Consider the following 26728-nt stretch of genomic DNA (forward strand, 5'->3'; position numbering starts at 1 on the left):
TTTTTTTACTCTTTCTTGGTATATGGTCAAGAAAATTTAAGTAAAAACAGCCATCAAATAAAATTAAAAGAAATGCTAAACTTATGAAAAATATTATTTTTTAAATAAATGTTTGATCTTTAACCATTTAACTTATTTTGCATAGATTTGCTGTTTAAATGCAATTTAGTCAATGGAGCAAGTTATATAAGTTGCTCCTTCAGTATTGATGATAAATAGATCGAGTGACACAGGAAATTAATGTGCACAGAATGCTTGATTAAAATACTCAAACAGCTGAGGCGTTTGCATCCATAAAAAAATTGAAAAGACGAGCAGGGCAATAACCACCAGTGCGAGCAGCACTTTAAAATTAAATAAAGAATTAGTCATGGATGACGTGCTCCTCATTGACCCAGAAATGCACCAAGACCGCAAATGCGCTTAAGGCAATTGAAACGATCCAAATTGCATTATAGTTGCCTGTTAGGTCGTGGTTTAAGCCACCGAGCCATCCCCCAAAAAAAGAACCGACTTGGTGGGTAAAAAACACAATGCCGCTAAGCATAGTCAGATATTTGATACCAAACATATTGGCCACAATACCATTGGTTAGCGGAACAGTAGATAGCCACAATAAGCCCATGATGATGCCAAATGCATAAATTGTCCAGATGCTCAATGGCAGGGCTAAAAATGCGATAATCGCAATGCCACGTAGCCCGTACAGCCACATCAACAAATGTGCTTTGGAATAGCGACCGCCTAACCAACCTGCTGTGTATGTCCCAACAATGTTAAATAAACCCACCAAGGCGAGAAAAATGGTTCCTGTGGTGGCATCAAAACCATGGTCAATTAAATAACCTGGTAAGTGAATGCCAATAAACACTACTTGAAAACCACAGACAAAAAAGCCTAGCGCCAAAAACCAAAATGGTTTGTGATTTTTAGCGATGATCAGAATTTGCTTAAACCCCAAAGCTGGTTGTGTGGACGCTGTAGAGCTTGGGTTTTGATACATGGGAGCTTTGAGCATCCATGCCAAAGGAACAATCAATGCAATTAAAATAGCACTGACAATTAAAGCACCAGACCAACCAACATTTTGTAATAACAATAAGGTCGATGGCAGCATAATGAATTGCCCAAAAGAGCCTGCTGCACTGGCAATACCCATCGCAAGGCTTCGCTTTTCAGGCGGTGCTGCACGACCAACTGCTGAAAGTAGTACAGGAAATGAAGTGGCAGATAAAGCGAGACCCAAAATTAAACCGACGCTTAAATTTAGCAACAAGCCTGTCGAGCTGACGGCCATGAGTAATAAGCCAATGGCATACAGTGCACCGCCTACGGCCACTACAATTTTACTGCCGTATTTGTCTGCAAAAGCGCCTGTAATGGGTTGGACTGCACCCCAAATGAGGTTTTGCATGGCAATGGCTAAACTGAAAACATTATGTCCCCAGCCAAATTCATGGCTCATTGGCACAAGGTATAAGCCAAAGGCATGTCGAACACCAAGTGACAATGCCAAAATAATGGCACTTCCAATTAACATGTAAATCAGAGGTTTGGAAAATTGAGCATTCGACATAAGGCATCCAACAACAGCAAACAGACTGCTATGGTAGTCGATTCAGCTCAAGATCGCGATAAAATAAAATTCATCAAATGATAAAATTGAGTTATTAAGATTGAAGCGATTGCTTTAATTAAAAAGTACAGGAAAAAATAAGACGACCGTAGCCGTCTTAAATTTAGTTGAAAGAGGGAAGAGAAAAATTAGAGCTTAAAAGCGCATCCCAAAACCTGCGTATGCAATGATCGGATTCACTTCAATATCGGCTTTGGAGTGAATGAGTTCGCCGTGTTTAGCATCGGTCACAGTAATGGTGGTTTCGTTTTTAAGATGTGCATAAGATACAGAACCGACAGCAAACCATTTTTCATTAAAGTCATAGGTAAAACCTACGGTTGCAACGGGCGCAAAGGCATCGGTGGCGTCTAATTCAACTTTAGGATTGGCTGCACTTGGTGTACCTTCTAAAGATGCGCCCGCTTTTCCTTCTTTAATACTGGCAATCATGTGACCTGCGGCGATCAGGTGTTGTTCAGTGCGTGGGTTAATTTCTAATTCATTAAAATAAGCATACATTAACCCGACACCGACATAAGGACGGAATTTATTTACACCTGTTTTTCCAAAATGGTATTGAAACTCGAATGCAGGTGTCCAGGCACGGGCAGAGGCAGCAGGGCCATGTGCTTCTAAATCGGTAATGAAAATATCATTTTGTAATTCAAGCTCACCCAATGCGCCGCCTAATGGACGTGCAATTGCTGAGAAGGGTGCATAGATTTTACCTTTACCTTGTAAATCAACTTTAGGGGGAATACCACCTTTGACTTCAAAGGAAATATTATCGGTAAAGAAATAGTTGCTGATGATACCCAACGTGGTGACATCATCTGCTTCTAAACCTGTACCATGATTATCCCATTGCTCCAAACCTGAAATTGTGGCTTGTCCACTCATGTTGGCAGGAACGGTAGGCAGCAAATTTAATGCCCCACTTAATAATACGGGTGGCTCAAAACCGTCACGTAAATTATCTTTTACAGTTTGGGATTGAACCTCACCGACATCGGCTGTGTAGCCATTTTGAATAGCTGTATTGACTCGAAAAGGTTGTGCCTTGCCTTGCGGCATAACATGCAGTGCACCAACCGAAACAGAAAAGCGTTTAAAACCATCGCCATCCTGTAAGCTGAAGTAGGGTGAATTAGCATAACTCACAATTGGTAAGCTGCTGATTGCAAGGCAGCATAAGGTTTTTTTCATAACGGAACTCCATGTCCATTGTGCTTGTTGTTATTTGCGATTATGTTATGTGAGGCATTATGAAATGGTGTAGGAAAATAAAACTGTTGTTTTTACAGCATATTTTTTTAATTGTTTGTTTGTGATCTGAAAGTTGTATTGAGTTTTTGTTAACTATATAGCGTGTAGTTGAAATTCATTAAATTAATTATTTAGTGTTAAGTTTTTATATAATTCTTTGAAATTTAAAATTATCTTTAAGATTTAAAGTAATTAAATTAAAAAAAGACCAGTTTAAAACTGATCTTTTTGACAAACAGTTTCAATTTCAAGCCAATGACAGATTTTAGCTAACTGTCATTAAAGCTTAGGATTGAAAGCGAGACAAATCTTCATCAGGGCGTGCAGTCAGCACTTCTAAGCCATCTTTGGTGACTAAAATGGTATGTTCAAACTGTGCCGATAATTTATGGTCTTTGGTTACGACCGTCCATTTATCACCCAGTAGTTTCGTTTGCCATACGCCTGCGTTAACCATAGGTTCAATGGTAAACGTCATGCCTTCTTCTAAAACCATGCCTGTATTGGCTTGGCCATAGTGCAATACTTGCGGTTCATCATGGAAGGTAGTGCCAATACCATGACCACAATATTCACGTACCACGCTAAAGCGCTCTGATTCGACATACTTTTGAATGGCATGACCAATATCACCAATGGTAGAACCTGGCTTTACAGTCGCCATACCACGGTACATGGCTTCTTGAGCAACTTTACATAAACGGTTGGCTAAAATAGAGGTTTCACCGCCCACGACATACATCATATTGGTGTCGCCATGAAAACCATCTTTAATCACGGTAACATCAATATTTAAAATATCGCCTTTTTTAAGAATTTTACTTTCAGATGGAATGCCGTGACACACGACATGGTTAACTGAAGTACAAATGGTGTGCTGAAAAGCAGGGCGACCTGGTGCTGCGCCGTAACCTAGGCAGGCAGGAATAGCCTCTTGTTTATTGACAATATAGTCATGACAAATAGTGTCTAGTTCTAGCGTGCTGACACCTGGTTTGACGTGTGGTTTGATCATATCCAAAACTTCTGCCGCCAGTCGTCCTGCCACGCGCATCTTTTCAATATCTTCTGCGGTTTTAATAAGTCGACGTGGTGCTTGATAAGTAGTGTTCATGATCTTTAAAAACTTTTGGAAATTTGTGTGTGACTATGGTATAAATAGCCGCCCATTTTATCAAATGCTTTTTATGAATATGTTTCATGCGGCATGGTAAAAGGGTATTTAAAAAATCCGCACATATATCGTCACATTACTCTGGGTGCCCTTTGGGGTGGAGAATGCGGATATATGGAGGCCTAACCCAAACTTTAAGGTAAAGAAAATGGCAGATTACAACGTAAGCATGCGCGACCTTCTTCAAGCTGGCGCACACTTTGGTCACCAAACACGTTTCTGGAACCCAAAGATGCGTCAATACATCTTTGGTGCGCGTAACAAAATTCACATCATCAACCTTGAACACACTGTTCCAGCGTTAAATGATGCTTTGAACTTTGCTAACAACTTGGCTAGCAAAAAGAACAAAGTTTTGTTCGTAGGTACTAAACGTGCTGCTTCTGCAATCATCCGTGAACAAGCTCAACGTGCTGGTCAACCGTATGTAGATCACCGTTGGTTAGGTGGTATGTTGACGAACTGGAAAACACTTCGCCAATCTATCAATCGTTTAAAAGATCTTCAAGTTCAATCTACTGACGGTACTTTCGCTAAGCTTACTAAACGTGAAGCTTTAGAGCGTAGCCGTGAAATGGAAAAACTTGAGCGTGCTTTAGGCGGCGTGAAAAACATGGGTGGTTTACCTGACGCATTATTCGTAATTGACGTTGACCACGAAGCAATTGCAATTAAAGAAGCGAAAAACTTAGGTATTCCTGTAATCGGTATCGTTGATACAAACTCTAACCCAGACAACGTAGACTACGTTATTCCGGGTAACGACGATGCGATCCGTGCAGTAACACTTTATGCTTCTGCAATGGCTGATGCGATCATTGCTGGTAAAGAATACGCTCAAACTCAAGCCAACGCTCAAGCGAAAGGCGAAGAAGCTCCTGCTTCTGAGGCTTAATGCGTTTTGACGCAAGCTTGTCATTTTTGCGACATGTGATGGTGGCAAAGTAAGCGTCATGTATGCAGACGGCCCAAGAGACACCCTCTGGGCCGTTTCTGTTAAAAAAAGAATTCATTTTCTACCGATTTTAGGAGATTAACATGACTGCAGTTACAGCAAGCATGGTTAAAGAATTGCGTGATCGTACTGGTCTAGCAATGATGGAATGTAAAAAAGCATTGACAGAAGCAGGCGGTGACATCGAATTAGCGATTGACAACCTTCGTAAATCTGGTCAAGCAAAAGCTGCTAAAAAAGCAGGCAACATTGCTGCTGACGGTGCAATCACTATCGTTCAAGAAGGCAACAAAGCAATTCTTTTAGAAGTAAACTGCCAAACTGACTTCGTTGCTAAAGACGAAAACTTTGCTGGTTTCTCTGCAAAAGTTGCTGCTGCTGCATTGGCTGCAAACGAAACTGATGCTGCTAAAATTGCTGAGCTTAAACTTGAAGATGGCGCAACTGTTGAAGAAACACGTATTGCCCTTGTTCAAAAAATTGGTGAAAACATCCAAGTACGTCGTGCACAAATCGTTGAAGGTGAAAACCTTGCTGTATACAAGCACGGTCTAAAAATTGGTGTTGTTGTTTCTTATACAGGTGATGCTGCGACTGGTAAAGGCATTGCAATGCACGTTGCTGCATTCAACCCAGTTGCTGTTACTGCTGAGCAAGTTCCTGCTGATCTTATCGCAAAAGAGAAAGAAATTGCAGAAGCGAAAGCAATCGAATCTGGTAAGCCTGCAAACATCGTAGAGAAGATGGTAACTGGTTCAGTAGAAAAATACTTGAACGAAGTTGCGCTTGATCGTCAAATGTACGTAATTGACAACGAGAAGAAAGTTGCTGAAGTATTAAAAGCAACAGGTACTACAGTTGCTCAATTCGTTCGTTTTGAAGTGGGTGAAGGTATTGAGAAGAAAGCAGAAATGAGCTTCGCTGAAGAAGTTGCTGCTGCTCAAGCTGCTGCGAAATAATTTTACTGTCGTAAAATATTTTGTAAAAAAGCCCCAAGTTTATTTGGGGCTTTTTTATGAGCGGTGTTCGGGTATAAATATCGAAATGCAAACTAGACTAAAAGTGTGATGACAATATGGCAAATAAAAAGAATTTAGGTGTTGGTGCAATTATTGTTATTTTAATTGCAGCATTTTTTGGCATAGATTTACAGCAGTTTCAAACTGAAACACGCCATGACGCATCCATTTCAAGTGAAAGCACAAAATCTACTCCATCTAAGGATGCTCAAACACCTTTTAAGCATGAAAATGGGTCAGATGATGTTGCCAAGATTGAGCGAGCATTTCGGCTAAAACAGCGTGATGTGCAAGTTCGTGCTAGTGGTCGGGTAATTGCAATTTTACCTGATGATAATGAGGGTTCACGTCATCAAAAATTTATCTTGAAACTTAGCAATGAACAAACACTTTTAGTGGCACACAATATTGATTTGGCGCCTCGTATAGCCAATATGCAAAAAGACGATAAGGTTGAGTTTTTTGGTGAATATGAATATTCAGACAAGGGTGGGGTAATTCATTGGACGCATCATGACCCAGCCGATAAGCATGTGAGTGGATGGTTAAAACACCAAGGAAGAACCTATCAATAAAGGTTCTTCCGATTATTCTAATTGGATATAGCGTTTAAACGCGCAAATCGCTCGTTTTTTGCCGTGTTTGCCAAGAAGGTAGGATTTTACCTAAATATGCATCCATGCACCAAATTGGGCCAATGAGAAGGAATTGGACGTCTTTAAAGAATGAAGGCTTTTTACCTTCTACTTTATGTCCATAAAACTGGCCAATCCAAGCCAGAACAAACAAGGCAATATAGAAACCAGAACCTACAGGTAAAATATAAATTAACCATGCCATCACCAGCATGAGTGCCGCCATGGCGACAGCTAAAACTAAATCGAGTCGCGCATAAAAAATAAAACTGAGGACTAACAGCAACGTGGTGAGTAGCGCACTAAAATGCGCCAGAATACCCACAATTGAAAAAAAGATTGTGGGTACGCATACCCAATGAATAAGTTTATTGGTTTTATTTTGATGGCTTTCACTATACTCATCAAACCACTCTGTTACAGTCTTCATGCTCTACTCCTGTAGAAAACGATTCATTGTTATTTTTAGACTGAATAAAATATAGCGTAGAACGATGCAGCTGTCAAAAGTATAGCGTGGTGAATAAGGGGGTAGATCTATATTTTGCTCTAAGATTTAAGGGCAAAAAGCTTAGATGTTAAAAAAGCCACATAAAGTGGCTTTTTTTGTCAAATGTTCAGGAGTAAAGCGAAGTTTTAAGAGTTAGGACCTTCAACACGCTCAATACTCACTTTACCTACGCCTGCATTGGTAATACCCAATTGCTTCGCAGCGCCGTAAGAAAGATCAAGTACACGGTTGCCATGGAACGGACCACGGTCATTTACTTTTACAACAACGCTTTTGCCGTTGTTTTTATTGGTCACGCGAATATAACAGTTGAGCGGTAGGCTACGGTGTGCTGCGGTCATTGCATTCATATCGAATGTTTCACCGCTTGCAGTTTTACGACCGTGGAATTGACGACCATACCAAGACGCCATACCTGTTTGGCTAAATTTACGTACAGTATTTGAAGCCACAGTGTTTAACTTCTCAATCACTGAAGGCTCTTCTGCAGGAATTTCAATTTTCGCTGCAATCGTTTGACGACGAATTTGGTCGCCTGAACGTTCGGTGATTGAAAGGCTGTTTAAATTTGAGAAATGTGAATTAAAACTTTGAGCTTCTTTATTGAGTACACGTGCAGCAAGGCTAGATGACTCATTATCATTATTGAATGATGATTGCACCATTTCAGCTTGCGACTGACTTAGGGCAACAGCTGCAGAAAGTGCAAGTAAGTATTTAAGTGAACTATGCATGGTTTGAACTCCTGAAGACAGAATTTTTAACTTATTTCGCTCTTAACTGATTGAAATAGTGGTAATCCTGTCTGTAATTTCACTTTTTTGACTACATTTGACGAAATGGATAATATTCATCCCTTACCAAAGGTGTCTAGTCTTTATACGAAAATAATGACAAAAAGTACCAAAAAACAACTTTGTTTGATTAAAAAATAATCAATATTGTAACAATGTATTTAAAAAGATGATTTTGTGATCAAATTGTCAGAAATATTTCTTGACTTTACTTGTTTGGTTTGGGTGTGGGGTTTATCGGCTGGCAATTTCAGTACCGAGTAACCATAACGCAGTTGCATACATACGGCTGCGGTTATAGGTCGTAATCACCTGAAAATTTGGGTAAGTAATATAGTAAATTGGCCCATAATTCTCTTGCAATTGAATGACATTCACCAAATCCAGATCATCTATTTGTACAATAGGATTCAGCGGTGCGATGCCTTGCGATTTTAAGACACCATAAGGTGTAGGTAAGGTTAAATCTTTGGCAATCACACTGTCAGGATTGTTACCTGTATAACGTGCTGCAAATGCAATGGGTTGATTACGCTGCCAGCCATGCTGTGCCAAGTAGTTTGCAATTGAACCAATCGCATCTACTGCTGAATTGCGTAGGTCGATATGACCGTTGCCATCATAATCCACCCCAAATTTTGGAATGTTGCTTGGCATGAATTGAGGATAGCCGACTGCACCTGCATAAGAGCCGACCACAGAAGAGGTTGGGATACCATCTTTATATGACCATGCAATGAGTGCAGCAAGTTCATCTTTAAAGTATTCAGCACGGCGTTCATAGCCAAAACCTAAAGTTGCTAATGCGTCACGAGTAATAAATGAGCCTTTATTGCTACCAAAGCCTGTTTCTACGCCCAAAATACCTAAAATGATGGCTTGCGGCACACCAAACTGCTGCTCAGCACGATTGAGTGTATCTGCATACTGCTGTTTAAAACGTACACCACGCTGAATAGTACTTTCTGCAAGGAAATTCGTTTTATAGGCATACCAAGGCTTACTTTCGCCTGGACGGTTCATAATATTGATGATATTGGGTAAATTTTTAGAACCATTCATTGCCCAGTCAACTTGCGCTTCGCTCAAGCCATAAGTTTGCATAGTTTTTTGTTTAAAACTGGCATAAGACGGATGATGCTGAAAATCATTGGCCTGACAGAAGCTGGTGATAGAAAATGCACCGATCAGTAAAGAAACACGTTTTAGTTTGTTATAAAAATCAAGTTTGAACATATTGGGCAAAATTCCAAATTCATGATTTGCACAACTTATTTATATGCAGTAAATAAGTTTGTACTTATATAGAAGAAGAGGTCTTAAGATTGACCTTAAAGCGCTAAAGCGAAGTCAGCGGCTAAGATAGCATTCAAGCGCGCTTGCTTTGTAAAAACTTATACAAAAATAGACAAAGAATGTGTAAAAAGCGCGCAGGATTTGTAACAAAGTTAAAACGCATCACAAAAACTTGCTGCAATTGTCTAAAAACGGACAGATTTGCCAGTATTTATTCTCCGAATAAAAATGCCTGATCGAAATCAGGCATTTTGTCAGTTCATTACATGATTAATATGTATATACGTATCTATATTAAGGATGGAATAAGGTGTCGTGATATTCCGCTAAAACCATCAGCTCTTCCTTGTTAAGATTTGGAATGATTTTATCAACAGCAATATGAACGGCTTTAATTACCGCAGCAGCACCGATATCTGCAGCTTTACGCTTAATCATGCCTAAATCTAAGGTTTTATTAAAGTCGCTCATAAAGTGACGTACGGTCGCTTCTGCGAACTGTTTATACAATTCAGTTAAAGCTGCTTTATTGACTTCATTGCCCGCTTGAATTTCGGCATAGTTGTGTTTAAGGCTGGTCACCAAACTCGCATCTAATGTTTCACCGATACGTGCATTGCCTGCCGCATCTTTAAAGCTACTACGCTCAGAAAATTCAATCGATTGTTTGACGACATCATTTGGTGCTTTGCTTAATAGTTGTTTAAGCAATACCGCAACGGTAGATTTGATATAACCCGCAAGTTTTTCGGCAGTGTCACGCTTATCACTGGCAGGAAAACGGCGTACCAACTCCGTTAAAATTGCATCAATGATTTCATCATTAATCATGAGTGCTGTTTTGTCACGAAGCGGGTACAGCGGTTCACTTGAATTTTTTTTCTGTTGTGCAGTTTCAATTGTATTTAATAATTCTGCAGATGGAATAAATCCAAAAAATGGCATTGTAAAACCTCAATGTTTTTATTGTCGCGCTAAACGAATAGGGCGAGGCATCCATGTTAAGTCCGATACACGACATGGGTTAATGTCTAAACCACCACGACGTGTATAGGTTGCATATACCATCAACTTTTCTGGTGCAAATTTTTGCCAAATATCTGCAAACATTTGTTCCACGCATTGTTCGTGAAAACCATTATGCTGACGATATGAAATAATATAAGCCAAAATACTGCGATAACAAGGTTTTTTGCCTTGATAACGGATAAAAACTGTACCCCAGTCAGGTTGTCCAGTGACTGGGCAATTACTGCGCAATAAATGAGAGTAAAGTTGTACCTCTACATCTTCTGCCTGTTCTAAATCAAACTGTAATAAGCTTGGATCAGGATGTTGCTCCAAGCGTTCAGGACTAAGTTGATCTATGCAAATGCCCTCAGGCTGACTGATGGCTAAATCATCAACCTGAAATAGCGTTAGCGTAACTGGTGCTTCTGCTGCTGCAGTTAAATCATGCTCTACCGTTTCAATAAAATTGGCAGGAGATTGAAAACGGGTAAAGTTCATACTGTTGAAGTAAAGCTTTAGCGATTTAGATTCAATCAGGTTAGGCGAGGATGCAGGTAAGCTAATACGACCAATCGCAACCTGAGGGACACCTTCAGCATTTAGCCAAGAAATTTCAAAAACGTGCCACCAGTCCTGACCGAGTTGGATGCCTTCAACGTCAGCATATTTTTCACGTGCAGCCGCACGTGAAATAGGGAATAAAATATCGGGTTGATATTCGGTTGGGTAGTTGGTGTCTTTACCAAGGAGAGATTGTTCAACACTCATTATTCACGCATTCCTGAGCCACGAGAAAGTAAATGATAGGCGATGCCATACAGCGCGGCACAGCATAGTGTAATCACTGTGAGTGAAATCGTCACGTTTACATCGCTATGACCTAGAATGCCGTAACGGAACGCATTGACCATATACACGACTGGGTTAATTAAAGATAAGTTTTGCCAAAATGGACTGAGAGCGCTAATTGCATAGAACACACCGCCTAAATACGTCAGGGGTGTTAAAACAAACGTTGGAATAATGGAAATATCATCAAAAGATTTGGCATAGACTGCATTAATAAAGCCACCTAAAGAAAACAAAAAAGAGGTGATTAAAACAGTATAAATAGTTACAAACCAATTGGTAATATAAAGGTCTGTAAAGAAAAAGCTCATTGCTGTCACAATAATGCCGACCAATACCCCACGACAAACACCACCCAATACATAGCCCCATAAAATGGCATGTAAAGGTACAGGACTCATAATCAGCTCTTCAATGCTTTTCTGAAATTTTGCACTAAAAAAACTAGAAGATACGTTGGCATAACTGTTGGTGATGACAGCCATCATAATTAAGCCAGGCACAATAAATTGCATATAGCTAAAGCCGCCCATTTCACCAATACGTGAGCCAACCAAATTACCAAAGATTACGAAGTACAAACTCATGGTGATGGCAGGTGGTAATAAGGTTTGCGGCCAAATCCGCATAAAACGACGAATTTCTTTATGAACTAAGGTGTAGAGTGCAATACGCAGTTGGGTAAAATTCATTGCGCAGCTCCATCTAAATTCTTTTCGACCATTTTGACAAATAACTCTTCTAGACGGTTCGACTTGTTTCGCATACTGCGCACCCGAATACCTTGTGCTTCTAACAGTTGGAACAAATCGTTCAGGCTATGGGCTTTATCCATCGTGACTTCTAAAGTCACAGCATCGATTAGATTAAAGCGAACCCCAATGATGTCCAGTTCAATCGGTTGAATGGGTTCAGCCAAATCAAAAATAAAAGATTCTTCATTCAGTTGATTGAGGAAGTTTTTCATAGAGGTGTCTTCTTTAATCACACCACGGTCAATAATCGCAATGCGACGACACAGCATTTCTGCTTCTTCTAAATAGTGTGTGGTCAGAATGATAGAAGTGCCTTTATCATTCATCTCCGTGAGAAAATCCCACATAGAACGACGTAATTCGATGTCAACACCTGCAGTTGGTTCATCTAAAATCAGTAATTTCGGTTCATGCATCATGGCACGTGCAATCATCAAGCGGCGTTTCATCCCACCCGATAACATGCGGGCTTGAGTGGCGCGTTTATCCCAAAGCCCAAGTTTTTCTAAATATTCTTCTGCACGTTGTTCTGCGATCTTTTTTGGAATACCGTAGTAACCTGCTTGAGTAACTAAAATATCAAAGGTTTTTTCAAACTGACCAAAGTTAAATTCCTGCGGAACAACACCCAAACACTGCTTGGCTTGCGATGGCTGTGTATCTAGATCATGACCAAAAATTTCTACTGTGCCTGAAGTTTTTTTGGTGAGAGAACTGATGATGCTAATGGTTGTAGATTTACCTGCACCATTTGGCCCAAGTAGGGCGTAAAACTCACCCTCAGGTACGCTCAAATTAATGCCCTTAAGTGCTTGGAAGCCATTTCGATAGGTTTTCGATACGTCCCTTAACGTCAATGCATCAGTCATGAAATTCTCACTTGAGGAATAGAGCAACTATTGTGAGCGATCTTGCGCAATAAACCAAGTGAGCAGCATGGAATTCTATGTTGCAACTTTGGAACATTGCTTAAAGCATAAGCATAAAATTGTTCAACTTATATATAGTTGCTTTACCTTGAGCAATTTTTTGTTATGATGTGCAGCGCGCGCTCATAGCTCAACTGGATAGAGTACAGGTCTCCGAAGCCTGTGGCGTGGGTTCGAGTCCCGCTGAGCGCACCATTTCACTGTTTTACCTCATCCGAAGAAATACGAAAATCATTAAAAATAAATAGCTTACGTACTTCTATTGTCCGATAATGTCCGAAGGTGTTTTAGGTTATTTAAGTTTTTTGCGGTAATTTTTGCGGTAATTTCAAAATTATTGCGAAGGCTTACCGTAAAAATGCCAAAAGTAATTGTAAATCTGACAGATACACAGATTCGTTCAGCTGTAAATTCACATAGAAAGTTATCAACCAAGGTTCAAATTAAACTTTCAGATGGTAAAGGACTATTTTTTATTATTAATAAAAATGGCAATTCCTATTGGAGATTGGACTACGCTCGCCCAATCACTAAAAAGCGTAATAGTATTTCTTTGGGCACATACCCAGAGGTATCATTACTAAATGCCCGAGCAAAAAGAACAGAATATCGAGAATTACTTGCTCAAAATATAGATCCAGCAATTCTGAAGAAAAATGATGAAGAGATTAAATCTGGTAAGAATACTTTCGCTTTAATCGCAGATGAATATAGAAAGACAGAGGAGTTAGAGCCTAGTACCCAGAGAAGAAATCAATTTGTTTGGGATAAGTTGTATTCGGCAATTGGTGATAAGCTAATAAGTGACATCACACCTACGCAAATTTTAGAAGTTTGTCGTATTTATGAAAGGCAAGGAAAGACAGATTCAGCAAAGCGTATGAGAAGCAAAGCATCCCAAGTCTTTCGTTATGCGATTGCTTTAGGCTTATGCCAATTTAATGTGGCAGACCAAATCAGTGGGATTTTAAAAGTTGGTAAAACCAAGCATAGATCTGCGGTCACAGATGAGCAGTTGTTAGGACAGTTATTAAGGAATATTTATAATAGTGTTGGTCGGGGTGATATCGCGATAGATTATGCTGTAAAAATTTTACCCCATGTTTTTGTACGTCCAGGAGAGTTGAGGGGCGCGAAGTGGGCAGACATTGATTTTGAAAATCGAGTTTGGAAATACACTCCTCCTAAGACGAAGAATCAGACAGCATTACAGCATATTGTTCCTCTGTCAGATCAAGTAATAACCTTATTTAAAGAATTACACCAGATGACAGGTTATACCGAGTATTGCTTTGTATCGATGCGAGATCAGTCTAAAACGATTAGTGAGTCAACTATTAACAAGCGGTTAAAGCAATATGGTATTGAAAATGGTGAAGCGACAGGTCATGGCTTTAGGGCTACAGCCAGAACTTTATTGGATGAGGTATTAAAGTTTCCTATCGAAAGGATTGAACAGCAACTTGCTCATCAGGTTCGTGATATGCATGGCAGAGCATACAACCGTACAAAGTATTTAGAAGAGCGTACAGTGATGATGCAAGCATGGTCTGATTATTTGGATCAATTAATGTATAAAAAAGTAGAGTAGTTAATTTAATACATATTAGCGAATTGTAGTTTCAGTTAAGTTGCCGCCACCTCCACCAAAATTCTTTCCGAAGGAATCCATCGGAATCTAAAAAAGCCTTTAAACTCAATGTTTAAAGGCTTTTTTATTGGCTATATTGTCCGACCCTGTCCTAAGCTGTTTGACCCTATTTTTGCTTTATGAGGGTCAAAATTGTCCCAATTTGACCCACTAAATAGGTTTAATTATGTGGGACAAAGATATATCGCTTACCGATGTGCTGTGTAAAAAAGCATTACCCCAGGAAAAACAGTACCGCCTTTCTGATATTAATGGTCTGTCTTTACGAATCGATCCGAATGGCAAAAAATATTGGTCTCTCAGATATACGGAAAATAGACAAAGGAAGTCCAAAGCATTGGGTATCTATCCTGAGCTAAGTTTAAAGCGTGCAAGGGAGATCGCGCTTGATCTGAGATATAAACTCAAAAATACAACTGAGGTCGAGCAGGAGTAGCCTTATTTTAAGGAAGTCGCAGAGGATTGGTTCAATAATCAAGAAGAAACCTGGTCATCCAAACATATTAGTAATGTTCGAGCTTCCTTGGATGAGCTTTATATTGCTCTTGCTAATAAGCGTATTAATCAAATTCAGGCACCTGAGATTCTGCAGATCATTAAGAAGATTGAAGCTAGAGGCTCGCTTGAAATTGCAAAAAGGACCTTATCTAGTTGCGGCATGGTCATGAAGTACGCCATTGCACATGGCTATCGTTATGATAATCCGGCAGGTGATCTGGTTTATGCTCTCAAGAATAAAAGAGTCAAAAACCTGGCTTCGCTTACCGCCTCTGAAATGCCTGAATTCTTAAGAAAGGTAAGAGCATACCCAAGTGATGCTCAGACACATCATGCGATTATTCTGATTATGCTGACAGGTGTTCGGGTTAGTGAGTTGCTACAAGCATGCTGGGAAGAATTTGATCTGGAAGGGCGTAAGTGGGATATCCCTGAAGAACGGATGAAGAACCGTCTTCCACATCGTGTACTGTTGACGGACATGATGATTGCCGAGTTTCAGGCTTTGAGACTTACCCATAATCAGGAACTGCTATTTCCACATCGTTTAAATAACAAAGAACCTATGCGTAGCGAGTCTATTTTGGCTGTGATCAAGCGTTCGGGCTATGCAGGTCGGATGACCACACATGGTTTTAGATCGCTATTCAGTACAGTCGTAAACGAATCGAATTTGTTTAATCCAGATGCCATTGAGCGCCAGCTTGCTCATGTACCTCAGAATAGGATTCGCTCGGCCTATAACCGAGCACAGTACTGGGGCGAGCGCGTAAGGATCATGGAGTGGTATGGGGAGCAGGTAGAAGGATGGATGGCTGTAATAAAGTTTTTCTTACCCCTGATTTTTTGTTTTTAAGAATATTTTTATATGTTCTGATATACATAATTTGAATACCTGTATATCTAGATCATTAATAAAGTTCGGGTCGCAGGTGGCTGTAATGGTGAGTCTACTCCTGCATGTCAAGGCTGGTTAGAAGGAGGTAACGCTTGGATGTTTTTAGCTTATGCAGAAAGCAGTAAATTTCCACAATGCTTTTGAATTGGGTTTTAAAGGATGCAAAATTATAAAGAATAAATTGATATTATTTTCCAAGTCAGCTAAAAGTGGCTGACTTGGAGCATGTAGAAAATAGGTACTTACATAAAAAACTTATAACAGTCCTGAGTGTGTAACTTAATACTTAAATCGACCTTTATCATCTGTGGCTTCAAGCTCATATTCTTTATTGATTAATTTTTCAATTACTTTATTTTCACTTAAGTTCATAAGTGCACTAAGTTTACTTAATTTGTCCTTGCAGTCTTTAGTAAGCGGAAGGTGGTAATTTTTCTTTACCTTGTCTGATTGGCGATATTTTTTTTGTGACCAAGACTTTTTCATCTTCTCGATCAATATTGTTCTTACAGCAGGATTTAAGTAAGAGTAATGATCTAAGTCTATAAGAATCTGATCGTATAAGCTGAGTTGATTTAGATTGATTTTCTTTGAGGGAGGCGTGTAATTGAGCGAAGGGTTTTGAAAAATTTTGAATAAATACTCTTTAGCCCATTTTAATTGAAGTTCATCATCTGAACTGATCCATGAGATTTCTTTATCTGGAACGCTGAAACGAATAAAATAATCATTAGCATGTTTTAATTTTGAGAGCTTCTCCTGAAAAGTTGTATCTAAGAGATCATATCTAGTAATTAGCTGTTCGTAAAAGTTCTTTCCAAATAAAAGGTTAAAGTGTTTTCCATTGCTCCAATTTATCGAAAACTCACCAGGAAAGATGGGGTTATTTGCAATGAATTTGGGGAATTGAGGTGATGTGATAAAACCAGTTTTTTGTTGTTTGTATTTTAAAAAATTTGGATAAACTTGTGGGTGATTGACTCTCAAGAAGTGTATTTGTCTATATGATGTGGGGATTTGCAGAAGTGAATTTAAATACTCGTGTAGCCAGGCAATCAATCTGTTATTGTTTTTTTCTATAAATTCAAGTTCCTCATCAGGGATGATTGTATCTTTGATATATAGGTGAAGCAACTCTACGAATGCTGCCGTATTTGGTCCTTCACTTACAAGAGCTTTAAACAGTTCTTCTTTAATCTTTTCATTAGTTGGTATGGCCAAGCTCTGTGGTGACAAATATTCGTCTTTGTAATGTAAGCAATAGATATACCAAGCAAGAACGTATTCTCTATTCCCAAAATCTTTAAAATAATTCTCATAATTTTTATAAAATAAATCTAAATCCATTTTATACCCTTTCTATAGATCACTTATGATAAGTATAAAAGAATTCACCATTCTTTTGAATAAATTTTGAGTGATTTTTAGTGGAATTCAAAAAGTAATTAATAAGGTTTTTTTATATTTTAAAGAGTTTTTTGGTAGAATTTGTGTAGAATTACAGTAGATATAATTTTAATAAAAAACTAAAAATCAATAGGTTATATTTTTTTAAAAGTTTTTATTAATATTTTACTTGATGCAAAATTTTATTGTAGTTTAAGGTAAAATTGTTTTATGTTGGATCAAATTTTTTTGGTGCAAAAAGAAAGAAGATTTATTTTTTTGATTTTTAGCTTTTGGCGGATAACTCCCGCCAACCCGCGTGCGAAGAAACGCACGCATTTGCTTGCATGTTTGTATGCCGTGCTATTGCAGAACCGAGGATTGGGGATTAGATGTAAAGCAGGTATTTATATTATTACTAATTACTACACAATACAGATTAAGAAGTTTTATGTATTACTGATGAGGTCAAATACCAGTACTAGATCAAAGTAATTATATGTGGTGATGTAGAGAACTCATGAACGAGATATGGCAATCAGTCTGCTCAAAACAGACTGATTGTCAGTTTACCTATTCTACTGATCCAACAACTAAGCGTATCGTTTTATGCTTGTGTTTGCTTCTCAGAGCAAAGCACAGCAGCAGTCAGAGTGAGTAAAAAATTATATTTAGGTCTTTAGCTATGAATGAACTCATAGCTAAGGATTACAAATGTTTAATCACTTTCGTTTAGATAACCAGTCTTCTGTCTTGAAGGCTGTCGATGACTTTGTATTTCGCTGTAATAATTTAGGTGTACCACCTGATCAGTTTATCTCAGAGCTCAAAGAGCTGATCCCTGCATTTAACGTCTTCATACAAGAGGGCGTAGTCTACTCGACCTACATCCAAGCATTTCTTCGTTTGGTGGAGGATATCGACCGTAAGCGCCATAACCGTGATTATGAGACCTACTTCAATAGTTTAAGCAAAGCAGAAGTATATCGGTTCAGAGACCAGTTGCGGCATTGTGAGAATGATTTAGCGGTTGAAATAAAACGCTATACTGAAAAAAAGCGGCATAATCGTGAGGCGTTTGACTCTTACATCAATGCAATTTTCGCTAACTACAGCCGCGGATTGGTCATTCGGGTCGATTTGAGTTATCTGCAAGAGAGTCAGCATCTAGTGACTTTGGATCGCTTTAGCCAGGATGTAGAAAGTTTACGGAAATATCTGCAGTACAGACAGGGGCTTGTAGAGCACCTATTGGGCTATGGGATGGCTTTAGAGCAGGGCGACAGAAAAGGCTTTCATATTCATCTATATCTGATTTTCAACGCACATAAAGTTCAGCGGGATGAATATTACGGGTATAAATTGATCGAGCTTTGGCAGGGTATTACTCAAGGGATTGGTATGGGCTATAACGTCAACAGTAAGGAGAATAAGGAAAAGTATCAAATGATGGGGACTTTGGGAATTGGTGAGATATTTTCTGCTGATCAAAATATGCGTAAGAATACGTCGACGGTTGCAGAGTATTTGAATCATGATGATAAATGGTCTCAACGATTGCTGATTAGAACTCCTAAAATGCGAACTTTTACCAAAGGTGAGCTTGAACTACGGTGGGTTCTGGCTGAAACCCAAGTTCAGGAGCAGCAGGCAGATCAGTCTGATCCAGCGCCAATCGGTGCATGGACAGCGTTTGATAGAGACCTTATAGACTTATAAAGCGAGTAAAAAAATATGGTGCTGACAGTTCTATGAAATCTAATGAATCAGGACTATTAGCATGACGATACATCTCGAATTAGACATTGCCCCGCGTTTAGAGGCGGATATCTATAACCTTTATATTGAAGCTCGTAATTTGCGTGGACAAGATGGTGAGCAGCTATGTATTCAGAAATTCACAGAAAAGTTACTGGCATACAGCGATGCTTGCCAGCGATTGATGCATTTGGATTGTAATGTTGAACTGTCTTTTTGGTTAACGTGCTTTAAACAAGCTTATTTAACAGTGTTTAATAAAAACGAGTGGCACTATTACCAAGATGATCGACTGGACTCAAAACGGTTGCCCCTTGTTGTTAAAGAATTACTTTGCAGCTTTAACACAGCTACATTTGTAAATTGGATGAATCATGTCAATGAACGTCAGCGCAAAAACATAGACAAAGTTGAGCGTTTATACCAAGCCATGAATGAGATTTGCATAAATCCAAGGGATGTCTGCTTTAATTTTGGTTTTCAGAGTGTGGTTAATCCGTATCTTTGCCTTGAGACATTAAGCAAGATGGTAAAACAGTTTGAAAAACGATTAGATCACCTGGAGTGGTATCGTTACCAAGTCTGCTTTGCGTTGCGTTATATACATCGTGAAGAGCGGATACCTCGTTACGTGGTTACATTATGTCTGAGTTTTGATCATCATTATTTTGAACAGGTTAGAGTGGATCAAATCGAGTTGGATCTAGCAAGGCTTTGGCGCGACGTCACTGAACAGAAAGGAATTTCGTTGGATAAACCTAATTTGCTGATGCACCATCCCATTCAGGCACTGCCATTGCAAGCGAGTGAAACGAATAGCCTTGAAACAGCAGGTGCTGAGTTTTGTTTGCTGAATCATCTTCTGGAATTACCACAGGGCGGAAGTATTGTGAATGATGAGAAGAAGGCTTTGTGTGTAACTTACCTTGGATTCAAAAATATGAGTGTGATTAAAAAACTAAATAAGTAAGGGGGCATAGACTAAGAGGTGCTGGATTGGTTCTTATGCTTTCTCTTGGTCATGCTGAATGGCTCAGAATAAAAATAAATCAAATACATATTACCTCAGTGAAGCATAAGCAGAAACAACGACACAGCAGTGGCAGTCTCGCACTGCCATGTGTCTTTTAATTATTCACTGAGGGAAAAAACTGATGAAAATAAAGTTTAAACAATCTATGTGTTTTGTCGTGGTATTCGCTACGCTGGGTCTTGGATTAACAGGCTGCGGTGGCCTGCCTTCCGATGCACTGAATATTGAGCTCTTAGAAGAAGATACCAGTAACTGGTGGTCAGGCGATCAGCTTACGACGGTAATTCGGGTGCGCTCAACTGCAGCAGAAGACATCAGTATTCAAAATGTAGAGATCAACAACGGTGGCTGCCGTTACGGAGGCCGCCATAATCAAAGCACACAATTTCCAATCCGCTTATCCATGGGACAGTTTGTCCGTCTAGAATTAAAGAATTGCGACTATCAGGATGTGATTCAGGTGGATGTGGAAACCGATAAAGGCTTTGGCAGCTATAAATTCTAGCGTTTGAAACACATGAGACAATGCTCAACATTCTTGACCGTACCTTTTCAGGTGCGGTTTTTTATGCCGTAATTTTAGGAGGTCAGCCGATGACACAAATTACCTGTCCATTTTGTCACTCAGACAACTTAGTAACTCTTAGCCCACAGCATGCAGGCTTGGGACAACTCGAAGTTTTACTGGAGGCGATGTCACCTGCAGCAATGGCAGCATTGGGCGTCAAGCTTTCCAGACAGCTCGACATCCCCCCAATCGTGGGTGGATTAATTGGTGTGGTGGTCGGTGGGGGATTAATGCTGGTCAATCAGCAAATCCTGAGTAAATACCAGTCCTTAAATCACCGCTACCTCTGCAATGACTGTCAGAACAGCTTTGTCAGTGTTGCAGCCTGAATTCAGATTAAAACAGATTAAGGAATATCAAGATGGCACATCAAATTGAACAAATGGCTTTTGTAGGACAAACCCCTTGGCATGGTCTGGGCAATCAACTCAGCCAAAACCAACCGATTGAAGTTTGGGCAAAGCAGGCAGGTATGGACTGGCGCATTGAGTCCTCCAATGTCAGCTACATGGCTCAAAACTCACGTGGGCAAAGCATCATCATGCCTTATGAAGAACAACGGGTACTGTATCGTTCAGATACCCATGCACCTTTATCGGTGGTCAGTCAGCGTTATCAGGAAGTCCAGCCGATGGAGATTCTGGAATTCTACCGTGATCTGACTGAACAATCAGGCTTTGAACTGGAAACCGCTGGTGTCTTAAAAGGTGGGAAAAAGTTCTGGGCCTTGGCACGTACAGGACAAACTGCAGAATTGAAAGGTGGGGATGTCAGCAATGGCTATATTCTGCTGGCAACAGCATGTGATGGCACTTTAGCCACCACTGCACAATTCACCAATATCCGTGTGGTGTGTAACAACACTTTAGCGATTGCCTTGCGTGGACAGAGTTCCAATGCAGGTGTGGTCAAAGTACCGCACAGTACCAAGTTCGATGCCGACAAGGTCAAAGATCAACTCGGTATTTCAGTGAAAACATGGTACGACCACATGTATGAAATGAAACAACTTACCCAGCGTAAAGTCACCCAGAAAGAAGCAGCAGCTTATTTTGATGCGGTATTTAACAACAATAGCCTAAGTGCGATGGAACAGGAGGATAACATTATTCAGTACTACCGTAATGTTGCATCTCAAGCCAATCCACATCCCAATAAAACTGAACCGAATGGACGTGCCATGACCAAAGTTATGAATATGTTTAATGGGCAGGGACGTGGAGCAGACTTATCTTCAGCCAAAGACACCGCTTATGGATTACTTTGTGCGATTACCGAGTTTGTGGATCATGAACGTCGAGCGATGAGTACCGATCATCGCCTTGACTCTGCTTGGTTTGGTGCAGGCGCAGCATTGAAACAACGTGGATTGGAACAAGCTTTACACTTAGCTGTTTAAGCTGAATTTAATCTTGAGATTTTATCATCAGGGCATGTGATCCGTACGATCAAGTGTCCTCCTAATCAACGATCCCTCTTTGCCACATCTTCGGATGTGGCTTTTTTTATGCCGTTTTTTTAGAACCTATTGAGATGAGGAACAGCACATGAACCAAAACATAACCACAATACCAACAGTAAATCCCACCACTTTAATCACAACTAATCCAACTGCTGTCGCTGATTCAGGACAGCTAAATCCACCACAAGGCCCTTCAAAACGTAGCTTAAATGCCAGACGTCTGATCAACACCAAACAGCTGGACTATCAGGCATGGCTTGAAGTGCGTAAACAGGGGATTGGCAGCAGTGATGCCGCAGCCGCCTGTGGCTTGAATCCTTATATGTCGATGCTAGAACTGTGGATGATCAAAACAGGCCGGGTACAGCAAAATATAGAAGATGAAAGCTCAGGACATGCGCCTTTATATTGGGGCAAGCAGTTAGAACCCTTGGTCGCAGAATATTACAGCATGCACACCAACCATAAAGTCCGTCGGGTCAATGCTGTGTTACAGCATCCTGATCCTGACAAAGCCTTTATGTTGGCAAACTTGGATTATGCCGTGGTGGGCAATGAAGACGTGCAAATACTGGAATGTAAAACTGCAGGGGAATATGGCGCCAAACTGTGGCGAGAAGGTGTGCCGTTATACGTGTTGTGTCAGGTACAACATCAACTGGCGGTGACAGGTAAGCAAGCGGCACATATTTGTGTGTTGCTGTGTGGACAGGAAACCAAAATCTACAAAGTCAGTCGTAACGAAGCCTTGATTGAACAAATCATTCAGGCAGAACGGCTGTTTTGGGAATGTGTTGAAAATGACGTTCCGCCAGCAGTGGATGCCAGTGAGTCAGCTGCCAAAGCTTTACAACAGCTCTATCCTGAACATACCCCTCTGAGCTGTGTTGATCTAACGGAGGTGGAACTAGCCAATGAACTGTTTAATCAGCTGATACAGGAGAAACAACAGATTGAACAGCACCAAAGTCAGTTTGACCTACTTAAACATCGTGTTCAGGCACTGATGCAGGAACATGAACGTGCTGTATTTCAGCAAGGTTCGGTGACATGGAAGAAAAGCAAGGACAGTATCAGCCTAGACACCAAGTCCTTACTTCAGCATCAACCTGAACTCATCCAACAGTACCCACTGCAGAAAGCTGGCAGTCGTCGTTTCAATATTTATGCTGAGGCCTAAATCCATAGTCTCGACTTAAAACCCCTTATCCCGAAAAAACAGCAAAGCCGCCCATTCCGCCCCCTCCTCCTAAAAAGGAGGAAGGGGCATTTGGACAGCTCTGCTTGATTGAATCATAGAAGCACCCGTCAACGACCTACCATTCAATCAGAGATCATTGTTTTTATAGTGAGTTGAGATTGGTCTGGCATAGGTATGAGTGCTCAAAGAATTTTATTGTGTTGTAAAAAATGAATAGAGGAATAAACCATGATTAAAGGTCTAGCAATCACACCGCCCATCTTGGGACGGATCAGTATTGGTCGTGTAGTAGAAAAGAATGGCAAGCGTCTGCCAGAAAAAGACGATCAATTCACCATTACCAGTCAAATACAGGGCAAGGAGGGTTGGGTCAAACATCCCTTAGATGAGCAATTGCGTAGCCAAGCACCAAATCAAAAGTTGCGCAGCATCCCTGTACGTATGATTTTCAATGACCCTGAATTGAACTTACGTGCGGAGTACAGCTTGTTTGACCGACAGACAGGTCGCCCGATTTGTGTGGGGAATGGTCAGACTTGCCAACGCATGACATCGCAAGGTGTAGAGCAGCATCCTTGTCCATCACCCGAGTTATGCCCACTTGGACAAGGCGGGCACTGTAAGCCTTATGGACGCCTGCATGTCAATTTAGGCGAAGCCGATGAGTTTGGAACATTTATTTTCAGAACTACAGGCTTTAACAGCATTCGCACTTTGGCAGCACGTTTGAATTACTACCATGCGGCATCAGGTGGTTTGTTGTCGTGTTTGCCGTTGCAGCTCACGTTGCGTGGGAAAAGTACCACCCAAAGCTATCGTCAGCCCGTGTATTACGTGGATTTAACTTTACGTGAGGGAGTGGATTTGCAAACAGCGATTCAGACGGCCAAGGAGATTGACCAACAAGGTAAGCAGGCGGGGTTTGATCAGGCAGCATTGGATCAGATTGCACGGCAGGGTTTTGCCAATGCCAAGTTTGAGGTGCATGCAGAGGAGGGGATGGAATTACTGGAAGAGTTTTATCCAAACAATGACAGTGCTGTAGATACAGAGCATTCAGCGCAATTGGGTTACGTGCAAGAGATTCAGCAAGGTTTGAAGCAGAGTGTGCAGGCGGTGAATTAGATCTGTTTGGACGTCTTCGAATTATTTTTTTACGGAACGTCCTGATTATTTGAGTGGAAGACAGCTCGCTTAAATAATCTTAGGAGAACATGTCATGAATGCATTTGTTGGACAAACCTTTCAAATGAATCAATTGATTAGTATCAAACAAGTTGTTGAGTTTACGGGTGTAGGGCGATCAACCATCTATGAAATGATGGATGAAAACTCACCGTATTATGACCCAACTTTTCCAAAGAAAGTGAAAATTACACAAAATCGTATTGGCTGGTCAGCTTGGGAAATCAATCAGTGGATTGAGGCCAAACTTGCGAGTCGAGAATAAATGGGAGCTTCAGCTCCCTTATTTTTTTTAGTTTTTTTTAATTACCAATTTTTAGTAATCCTTGCCAACTGAAATAGTTCTGGGTCAGATGAGTACGGTTCATCGACCATTTTCGCTGTGGTAAGTAGCAGCTGCCAACGGCTAATTTAGTTTTCCCATATCTCGCCTGTAGCGCTTCTAAAGTTTGCATGAGGTTTTCATTATTTTCACGCTGGCTATGGTCGGTCAGCAGATCAGGAGTAAAGCGCTGCTTAGCAATTAAATCCGTCAGAATTACACCACACTTTTTATATTTCACGTCAGATTTATAAATGTGTTCCAGCAGTTGCATGGCTGTTTTAATCAGATCCAAAACACAATCCGTCGGTTCAGGAAACTCAAAAGCTAATGACTTACTGTAATAGGGAGCCTTTGAATCAAAAGGATTCGATTGCACAAAAGCAATGACACATCCACATAAGGAAGCGTCTGCTCGTAAACGTATGACCGCATCCTGTACATATTTGCCCATAGCCTCTTTGAGATCATCTAGCTCGGTAACTTTTTCACCAAATGAACGACTTGCTATGATTTGCTGTTTGGGGGGAGGGGCATCATCTAACTGCATACAAGAAACACCTTGCAGCTCCAATACTGTTCTTTGCATTACCACAGAAAAAAGACTCGCCATGCGATGTGCATCTTGCATCACTAAATCCAGCACTGAAGAGATTCCCATGGCATTTAGTTTTTTAACTAACTTACGACCAACGCCCCAAACTTCACCGACCTCAATGTCTGAATAAAGCATTTCCTGATCTAGGAAATCCATAATGAGTAAGTTACACACACCCTTGAAACCCTGTCTTTTTTTGGCAAGATGGTTGGCCATTTTGGCTTCAGTTTTACTACGCCCGATACCAATCGAGACGGGTAAGCCAATCCAATCCAACAATCGTTGTTTCATGTGATGCGCATACTGAGTTAAGTCAAAATTTTGTGCATAACTGGTCAGGTCTAAAAAACACTCATCAATTGAATAGATTTCCTGTTCATGTGGCGCAACAAAACTAGCCAAAATTGAATGAAAACGCTTGGACATTTCAGCATATAAAGCATAGTTACTGGATAACACCACGACCTGATGTTGCTGAACAATATCTTGTATTTGAAAGAGGGGAACGCCCATTTTGATGCCCAGCGCTTTGGCTTCATTACTTCTTGCCACAGCACAGCCATCGTTATTGCTGAGCACAATCACAGGTTTATTGTTTAGACTGGGATTAAATACCCGCTCACAACTGACATAACAGTTGTTAATATCAATCAGGGCATAAATCCGCTCGTAACTGCTCATCTGAACTTCTTGATCACACTGGTAACCACACCCCAAATCAGCATGGTTTGATTATCTTTTAAATGGATATCAGCAAAATCAGGATTGGCTGCCTGCAACCAGCATTGATTACCCTCAATCATCAAGCGTTTGATCGTAAAATCATTGTCAATCAATGCCAGAACAATATCCCCATGCTTGGCTTCAATACTACGGTCAACGATTAGCTTGTCATTCAGATCAATCCCTGCATCACGCATGGATAAGGATTCCACTTCAACAATAAAGGTGGCCTGTTGGTTTTGAATAAGAAACTCGTTTAGATCAAGGGTCTTATCGATATAGTCCTGAGCAGGGGAAGGGAAGCCTGCAGCCACTTTTTGCAAAGCAACAGGAATCTCATAATGTGTTTTTGTCTCAAGCAATGTAATAGAGGAAATATCGTTAAACTTTGGAGTGTCATTTTTCTTCAGGTATTGTTTGATTTCCAATACACGAGACTCTGGCACTCGAATGACCTTGGTCGGTTCGTTATAGACAAAAGGACGGCCAGAACCTTTGCGTGCACCACCATGCTTATTTTGCGTCATTTTTATTATCAATCTTGATTATGTAACATAATTGGGATTATAGAAAACTCAAAATATAAAAACAATATGAGTCGTTCTCTAAATTTATTCAGCGATGGGATCACTC

At 40.3% G+C, this 26728-nt stretch carries 26 protein-coding genes, 1 tRNA gene and 1 pseudogene; 14 read left to right on the top strand and 14 right to left on the bottom strand.

What is annotated here, in order from left to right:
• Positions 1-237: 237 nt before the first annotated feature.
• The 4 genes from HHA42_RS13595 to map form a co-directional block, all read right to left on the bottom strand.
• Complete coding sequence (locus HHA42_RS13595; protein ID WP_289846645.1) at positions 238-372, bottom strand: hypothetical protein; 135 nt, start codon at positions 370-372, stop codon at positions 238-240.
• A complete protein-coding gene (locus tag HHA42_RS06560; protein ID WP_154320512.1) occupies positions 365-1576 on the bottom strand; it encodes an MFS transporter in 1212 nt (403 codons plus the stop codon). Before HHA42_RS06560 ends, HHA42_RS13595 begins: the two co-directional genes overlap by 8 nt.
• 195 nt (positions 1577-1771) lie before the next feature.
• Entirely contained in the window at positions 1772-2824 is a 1053-nt protein-coding gene (locus HHA42_RS06565) for an OmpW family protein (protein ID WP_168525869.1), read from the bottom strand.
• Positions 2825-3170: 346 nt separating this feature from the next.
• Positions 3171-3998 carry a type I methionyl aminopeptidase gene (gene map / locus HHA42_RS06570; RefSeq protein WP_154320514.1) on the bottom strand — a complete coding sequence of 276 codons (828 nt, stop codon included), beginning with the start codon at positions 3996-3998 and terminating at the stop codon, positions 3171-3173.
• 208 nt (positions 3999-4206) lie between these two features.
• Here map and rpsB point away from each other — a divergent pair, with 208 nt between their 5' ends.
• From rpsB to HHA42_RS06585, 3 genes are all read left to right on the top strand, one after another.
• Complete coding sequence (rpsB, locus tag HHA42_RS06575) at positions 4207-4953, top strand: 30S ribosomal protein S2 (protein ID WP_168418066.1); 747 nt, start codon at positions 4207-4209, stop codon at positions 4951-4953.
• Positions 4954-5096: 143 nt separating this feature from the next.
• Positions 5097-5972 carry a translation elongation factor Ts gene (gene tsf, locus HHA42_RS06580; RefSeq protein ID WP_168461185.1) on the top strand — a complete coding sequence of 292 codons (876 nt, stop codon included), beginning with the start codon at positions 5097-5099 and terminating at the stop codon, positions 5970-5972.
• A 116-nt stretch (positions 5973-6088) separates the two neighbouring features.
• Complete coding sequence (locus HHA42_RS06585; protein ID WP_168525871.1) at positions 6089-6607, top strand: DUF3465 domain-containing protein; 519 nt, start codon at positions 6089-6091, stop codon at positions 6605-6607.
• 34 nt (positions 6608-6641) lie between these two features.
• Here the strand turns inward: HHA42_RS06585 and HHA42_RS06590 are convergent, their stop codons facing one another.
• The 7 genes from HHA42_RS06590 to HHA42_RS06620 all read right to left on the bottom strand — a co-directional run bounded on the left by HHA42_RS06590 (position 6642) and on the right by HHA42_RS06620 (position 12752).
• Positions 6642-7097: an Mpo1-like protein gene (locus HHA42_RS06590; protein WP_168461181.1), complete on the bottom strand. Its 456-nt coding sequence runs from the start codon at positions 7095-7097 to the stop codon at positions 6642-6644.
• A 206-nt stretch (positions 7098-7303) separates the two neighbouring features.
• Positions 7304-7912 (bottom strand): septal ring lytic transglycosylase RlpA family protein, encoded by a 609-nt coding sequence (locus tag HHA42_RS06595; RefSeq protein WP_168418070.1) that lies wholly within the window; start codon positions 7910-7912, stop codon positions 7304-7306.
• A gap of 294 nt (positions 7913-8206) precedes the next feature.
• The gene (mltB, locus tag HHA42_RS06600; RefSeq protein ID WP_168525873.1) at positions 8207-9208 is read right to left on the bottom strand and encodes a lytic murein transglycosylase B; all 1002 of its coding nucleotides are present in this window, start codon (positions 9206-9208) and stop codon (positions 8207-8209) included.
• Between the two features lie 354 nt (positions 9209-9562).
• A complete protein-coding gene (locus HHA42_RS06605) occupies positions 9563-10213 on the bottom strand; it encodes a hypothetical protein (protein ID WP_168461179.1) in 651 nt (216 codons plus the stop codon).
• Positions 10214-10231: 18 nt separating this feature from the next.
• Positions 10232-11047 carry an NADPH-dependent 7-cyano-7-deazaguanine reductase QueF gene (gene queF, locus HHA42_RS06610; RefSeq protein WP_168418073.1) on the bottom strand — a complete coding sequence of 272 codons (816 nt, stop codon included), beginning with the start codon at positions 11045-11047 and terminating at the stop codon, positions 10232-10234.
• Complete coding sequence (locus tag HHA42_RS06615) at positions 11047-11820, bottom strand: ABC transporter permease (RefSeq protein ID WP_168525875.1); 774 nt, start codon at positions 11818-11820, stop codon at positions 11047-11049. Before HHA42_RS06615 ends, queF begins: the two co-directional genes overlap by 1 nt.
• Positions 11817-12752 carry an ABC transporter ATP-binding protein gene (locus HHA42_RS06620; RefSeq protein ID WP_168418075.1) on the bottom strand — a complete coding sequence of 312 codons (936 nt, stop codon included), beginning with the start codon at positions 12750-12752 and terminating at the stop codon, positions 11817-11819. Before HHA42_RS06620 ends, HHA42_RS06615 begins: the two co-directional genes overlap by 4 nt.
• Positions 12753-12931: 179 nt before the next feature.
• Between HHA42_RS06620 and HHA42_RS06625 the strand changes: the two genes are divergently transcribed.
• The 3 genes and pseudogenes from HHA42_RS06625 to HHA42_RS06635 all read left to right on the top strand — a co-directional run bounded on the left by HHA42_RS06625 (position 12932) and on the right by HHA42_RS06635 (position 15817).
• Positions 12932-13007 (top strand) — tRNA-Arg (locus HHA42_RS06625).
• A gap of 163 nt (positions 13008-13170) precedes the next feature.
• The gene (locus tag HHA42_RS06630; RefSeq protein WP_168525877.1) at positions 13171-14403 is read left to right on the top strand and encodes an integrase arm-type DNA-binding domain-containing protein; all 1233 of its coding nucleotides are present in this window, start codon (positions 13171-13173) and stop codon (positions 14401-14403) included.
• A 241-nt stretch (positions 14404-14644) separates the two neighbouring features.
• A pseudogene (locus HHA42_RS06635) lies at positions 14645-15817 on the top strand (tyrosine-type recombinase/integrase).
• A 321-nt stretch (positions 15818-16138) separates the two neighbouring features.
• Here HHA42_RS06635 and HHA42_RS06640 read toward each other — a convergent pair.
• Positions 16139-17206, bottom strand: coding sequence for a hypothetical protein (locus tag HHA42_RS06640; RefSeq protein ID WP_168525879.1), 1068 nt, complete (start codon positions 17204-17206; stop codon positions 16139-16141).
• Positions 17207-17959: 753 nt separating this feature from the next.
• On the opposite strand from HHA42_RS06640, the gene HHA42_RS06645 reads away from it, so the two are divergent.
• From HHA42_RS06645 to HHA42_RS06680, 8 genes are all read left to right on the top strand, one after another.
• Positions 17960-18964, top strand: a complete 1005-nt coding sequence (locus HHA42_RS06645) for an inovirus-type Gp2 protein (RefSeq protein WP_168525881.1) — start codon at positions 17960-17962, stop codon at positions 18962-18964.
• Positions 18965-19025: 61 nt separating this feature from the next.
• Positions 19026-19973 carry a hypothetical protein gene (locus HHA42_RS06650; protein ID WP_168525884.1) on the top strand — a complete coding sequence of 316 codons (948 nt, stop codon included), beginning with the start codon at positions 19026-19028 and terminating at the stop codon, positions 19971-19973.
• A 184-nt stretch (positions 19974-20157) separates the two neighbouring features.
• A complete protein-coding gene (locus tag HHA42_RS06655; protein ID WP_168418080.1) occupies positions 20158-20541 on the top strand; it encodes a hypothetical protein in 384 nt (127 codons plus the stop codon).
• Between the two features lie 20 nt (positions 20542-20561).
• A complete protein-coding gene (locus HHA42_RS06660) occupies positions 20562-20933 on the top strand; it encodes a hypothetical protein (protein WP_252726306.1) in 372 nt (123 codons plus the stop codon).
• A 32-nt stretch (positions 20934-20965) separates the two neighbouring features.
• Positions 20966-22003 carry a DUF932 domain-containing protein gene (locus tag HHA42_RS06665; RefSeq protein WP_168418082.1) on the top strand — a complete coding sequence of 346 codons (1038 nt, stop codon included), beginning with the start codon at positions 20966-20968 and terminating at the stop codon, positions 22001-22003.
• 148 nt (positions 22004-22151) lie between these two features.
• Complete coding sequence (locus HHA42_RS06670) at positions 22152-23246, top strand: lambda-exonuclease family protein (protein ID WP_168525886.1); 1095 nt, start codon at positions 22152-22154, stop codon at positions 23244-23246.
• Positions 23247-23495: 249 nt separating this feature from the next.
• Positions 23496-24392: a hydrolase or metal-binding protein gene (locus tag HHA42_RS06675; RefSeq protein ID WP_168418084.1), complete on the top strand. Its 897-nt coding sequence runs from the start codon at positions 23496-23498 to the stop codon at positions 24390-24392.
• A gap of 94 nt (positions 24393-24486) precedes the next feature.
• The gene (locus tag HHA42_RS06680) at positions 24487-24717 is read left to right on the top strand and encodes an AlpA family phage regulatory protein (RefSeq protein ID WP_004757441.1); all 231 of its coding nucleotides are present in this window, start codon (positions 24487-24489) and stop codon (positions 24715-24717) included.
• Positions 24718-24754: 37 nt separating this feature from the next.
• On the opposite strand, the gene HHA42_RS06685 is transcribed toward HHA42_RS06680, so the two are convergent.
• The gene (locus tag HHA42_RS06685; protein ID WP_168418085.1) at positions 24755-26053 is read right to left on the bottom strand and encodes a Y-family DNA polymerase; all 1299 of its coding nucleotides are present in this window, start codon (positions 26051-26053) and stop codon (positions 24755-24757) included.
• Entirely contained in the window at positions 26050-26622 is a 573-nt protein-coding gene (umuD, locus tag HHA42_RS06690) for a translesion error-prone DNA polymerase V autoproteolytic subunit (protein WP_004757444.1), read from the bottom strand. The genes HHA42_RS06685 and umuD overlap by 4 nt, the downstream gene beginning before the upstream one ends.
• Positions 26623-26728 lie beyond the last annotated feature (106 nt).

This window comes from Acinetobacter sp. A3 (assembly GCF_012371415.1).
Lineage (GTDB): Bacteria > Pseudomonadota > Gammaproteobacteria > Pseudomonadales > Moraxellaceae > Acinetobacter.

Coding starts and splice junctions, on each gene's coding strand:
- map (WP_154320514.1), bottom strand. CDS start 3,998: ATGAACACTACTTATCAAGCACCACGTCGACTTATTAAAACCGCAGAA.
- HHA42_RS06605 (WP_168461179.1), bottom strand. CDS start 10,213: ATGCCATTTTTTGGATTTATTCCATCTGCAGAATTATTAAATACAATT.
- HHA42_RS06565 (WP_168525869.1), bottom strand. CDS start 2,824: ATGAAAAAAACCTTATGCTGCCTTGCAATCAGCAGCTTACCAATTGTG.
- mltB (WP_168525873.1), bottom strand. CDS start 9,208: ATGTTCAAACTTGATTTTTATAACAAACTAAAACGTGTTTCTTTACTG.
- HHA42_RS06660 (WP_252726306.1), top strand. CDS start 20,562: ATGCTCAACATTCTTGACCGTACCTTTTCAGGTGCGGTTTTTTATGCC.
- HHA42_RS06630 (WP_168525877.1), top strand. CDS start 13,171: ATGCCAAAAGTAATTGTAAATCTGACAGATACACAGATTCGTTCAGCT.
- HHA42_RS13595 (WP_289846645.1), bottom strand. CDS start 372: ATGACTAATTCTTTATTTAATTTTAAAGTGCTGCTCGCACTGGTGGTT.
- HHA42_RS06685 (WP_168418085.1), bottom strand. CDS start 26,053: ATGAGCAGTTACGAGCGGATTTATGCCCTGATTGATATTAACAACTGT.
- HHA42_RS06665 (WP_168418082.1), top strand. CDS start 20,966: ATGGCACATCAAATTGAACAAATGGCTTTTGTAGGACAAACCCCTTGG.
- HHA42_RS06590 (WP_168461181.1), bottom strand. CDS start 7,097: ATGAAGACTGTAACAGAGTGGTTTGATGAGTATAGTGAAAGCCATCAA.
- umuD (WP_004757444.1), bottom strand. CDS start 26,622: ATGACGCAAAATAAGCATGGTGGTGCACGCAAAGGTTCTGGCCGTCCT.
- HHA42_RS06560 (WP_154320512.1), bottom strand. CDS start 1,576: ATGTCGAATGCTCAATTTTCCAAACCTCTGATTTACATGTTAATTGGA.
- HHA42_RS06670 (WP_168525886.1), top strand. CDS start 22,152: ATGAACCAAAACATAACCACAATACCAACAGTAAATCCCACCACTTTA.
- HHA42_RS06595 (WP_168418070.1), bottom strand. CDS start 7,912: ATGCATAGTTCACTTAAATACTTACTTGCACTTTCTGCAGCTGTTGCC.
- HHA42_RS06585 (WP_168525871.1), top strand. CDS start 6,089: ATGGCAAATAAAAAGAATTTAGGTGTTGGTGCAATTATTGTTATTTTA.
- rpsB (WP_168418066.1), top strand. CDS start 4,207: ATGGCAGATTACAACGTAAGCATGCGCGACCTTCTTCAAGCTGGCGCA.
- HHA42_RS06615 (WP_168525875.1), bottom strand. CDS start 11,820: ATGAATTTTACCCAACTGCGTATTGCACTCTACACCTTAGTTCATAAA.
- queF (WP_168418073.1), bottom strand. CDS start 11,047: ATGAGTGTTGAACAATCTCTCCTTGGTAAAGACACCAACTACCCAACC.
- HHA42_RS06645 (WP_168525881.1), top strand. CDS start 17,960: ATGTTTAATCACTTTCGTTTAGATAACCAGTCTTCTGTCTTGAAGGCT.
- HHA42_RS06680 (WP_004757441.1), top strand. CDS start 24,487: ATGAATGCATTTGTTGGACAAACCTTTCAAATGAATCAATTGATTAGT.
- HHA42_RS06620 (WP_168418075.1), bottom strand. CDS start 12,752: ATGACTGATGCATTGACGTTAAGGGACGTATCGAAAACCTATCGAAAT.
- HHA42_RS06640 (WP_168525879.1), bottom strand. CDS start 17,206: ATGGATTTAGATTTATTTTATAAAAATTATGAGAATTATTTTAAAGAT.
- HHA42_RS06650 (WP_168525884.1), top strand. CDS start 19,026: ATGACGATACATCTCGAATTAGACATTGCCCCGCGTTTAGAGGCGGAT.
- tsf (WP_168461185.1), top strand. CDS start 5,097: ATGACTGCAGTTACAGCAAGCATGGTTAAAGAATTGCGTGATCGTACT.
- HHA42_RS06675 (WP_168418084.1), top strand. CDS start 23,496: ATGATTAAAGGTCTAGCAATCACACCGCCCATCTTGGGACGGATCAGT.
- HHA42_RS06655 (WP_168418080.1), top strand. CDS start 20,158: ATGAAAATAAAGTTTAAACAATCTATGTGTTTTGTCGTGGTATTCGCT.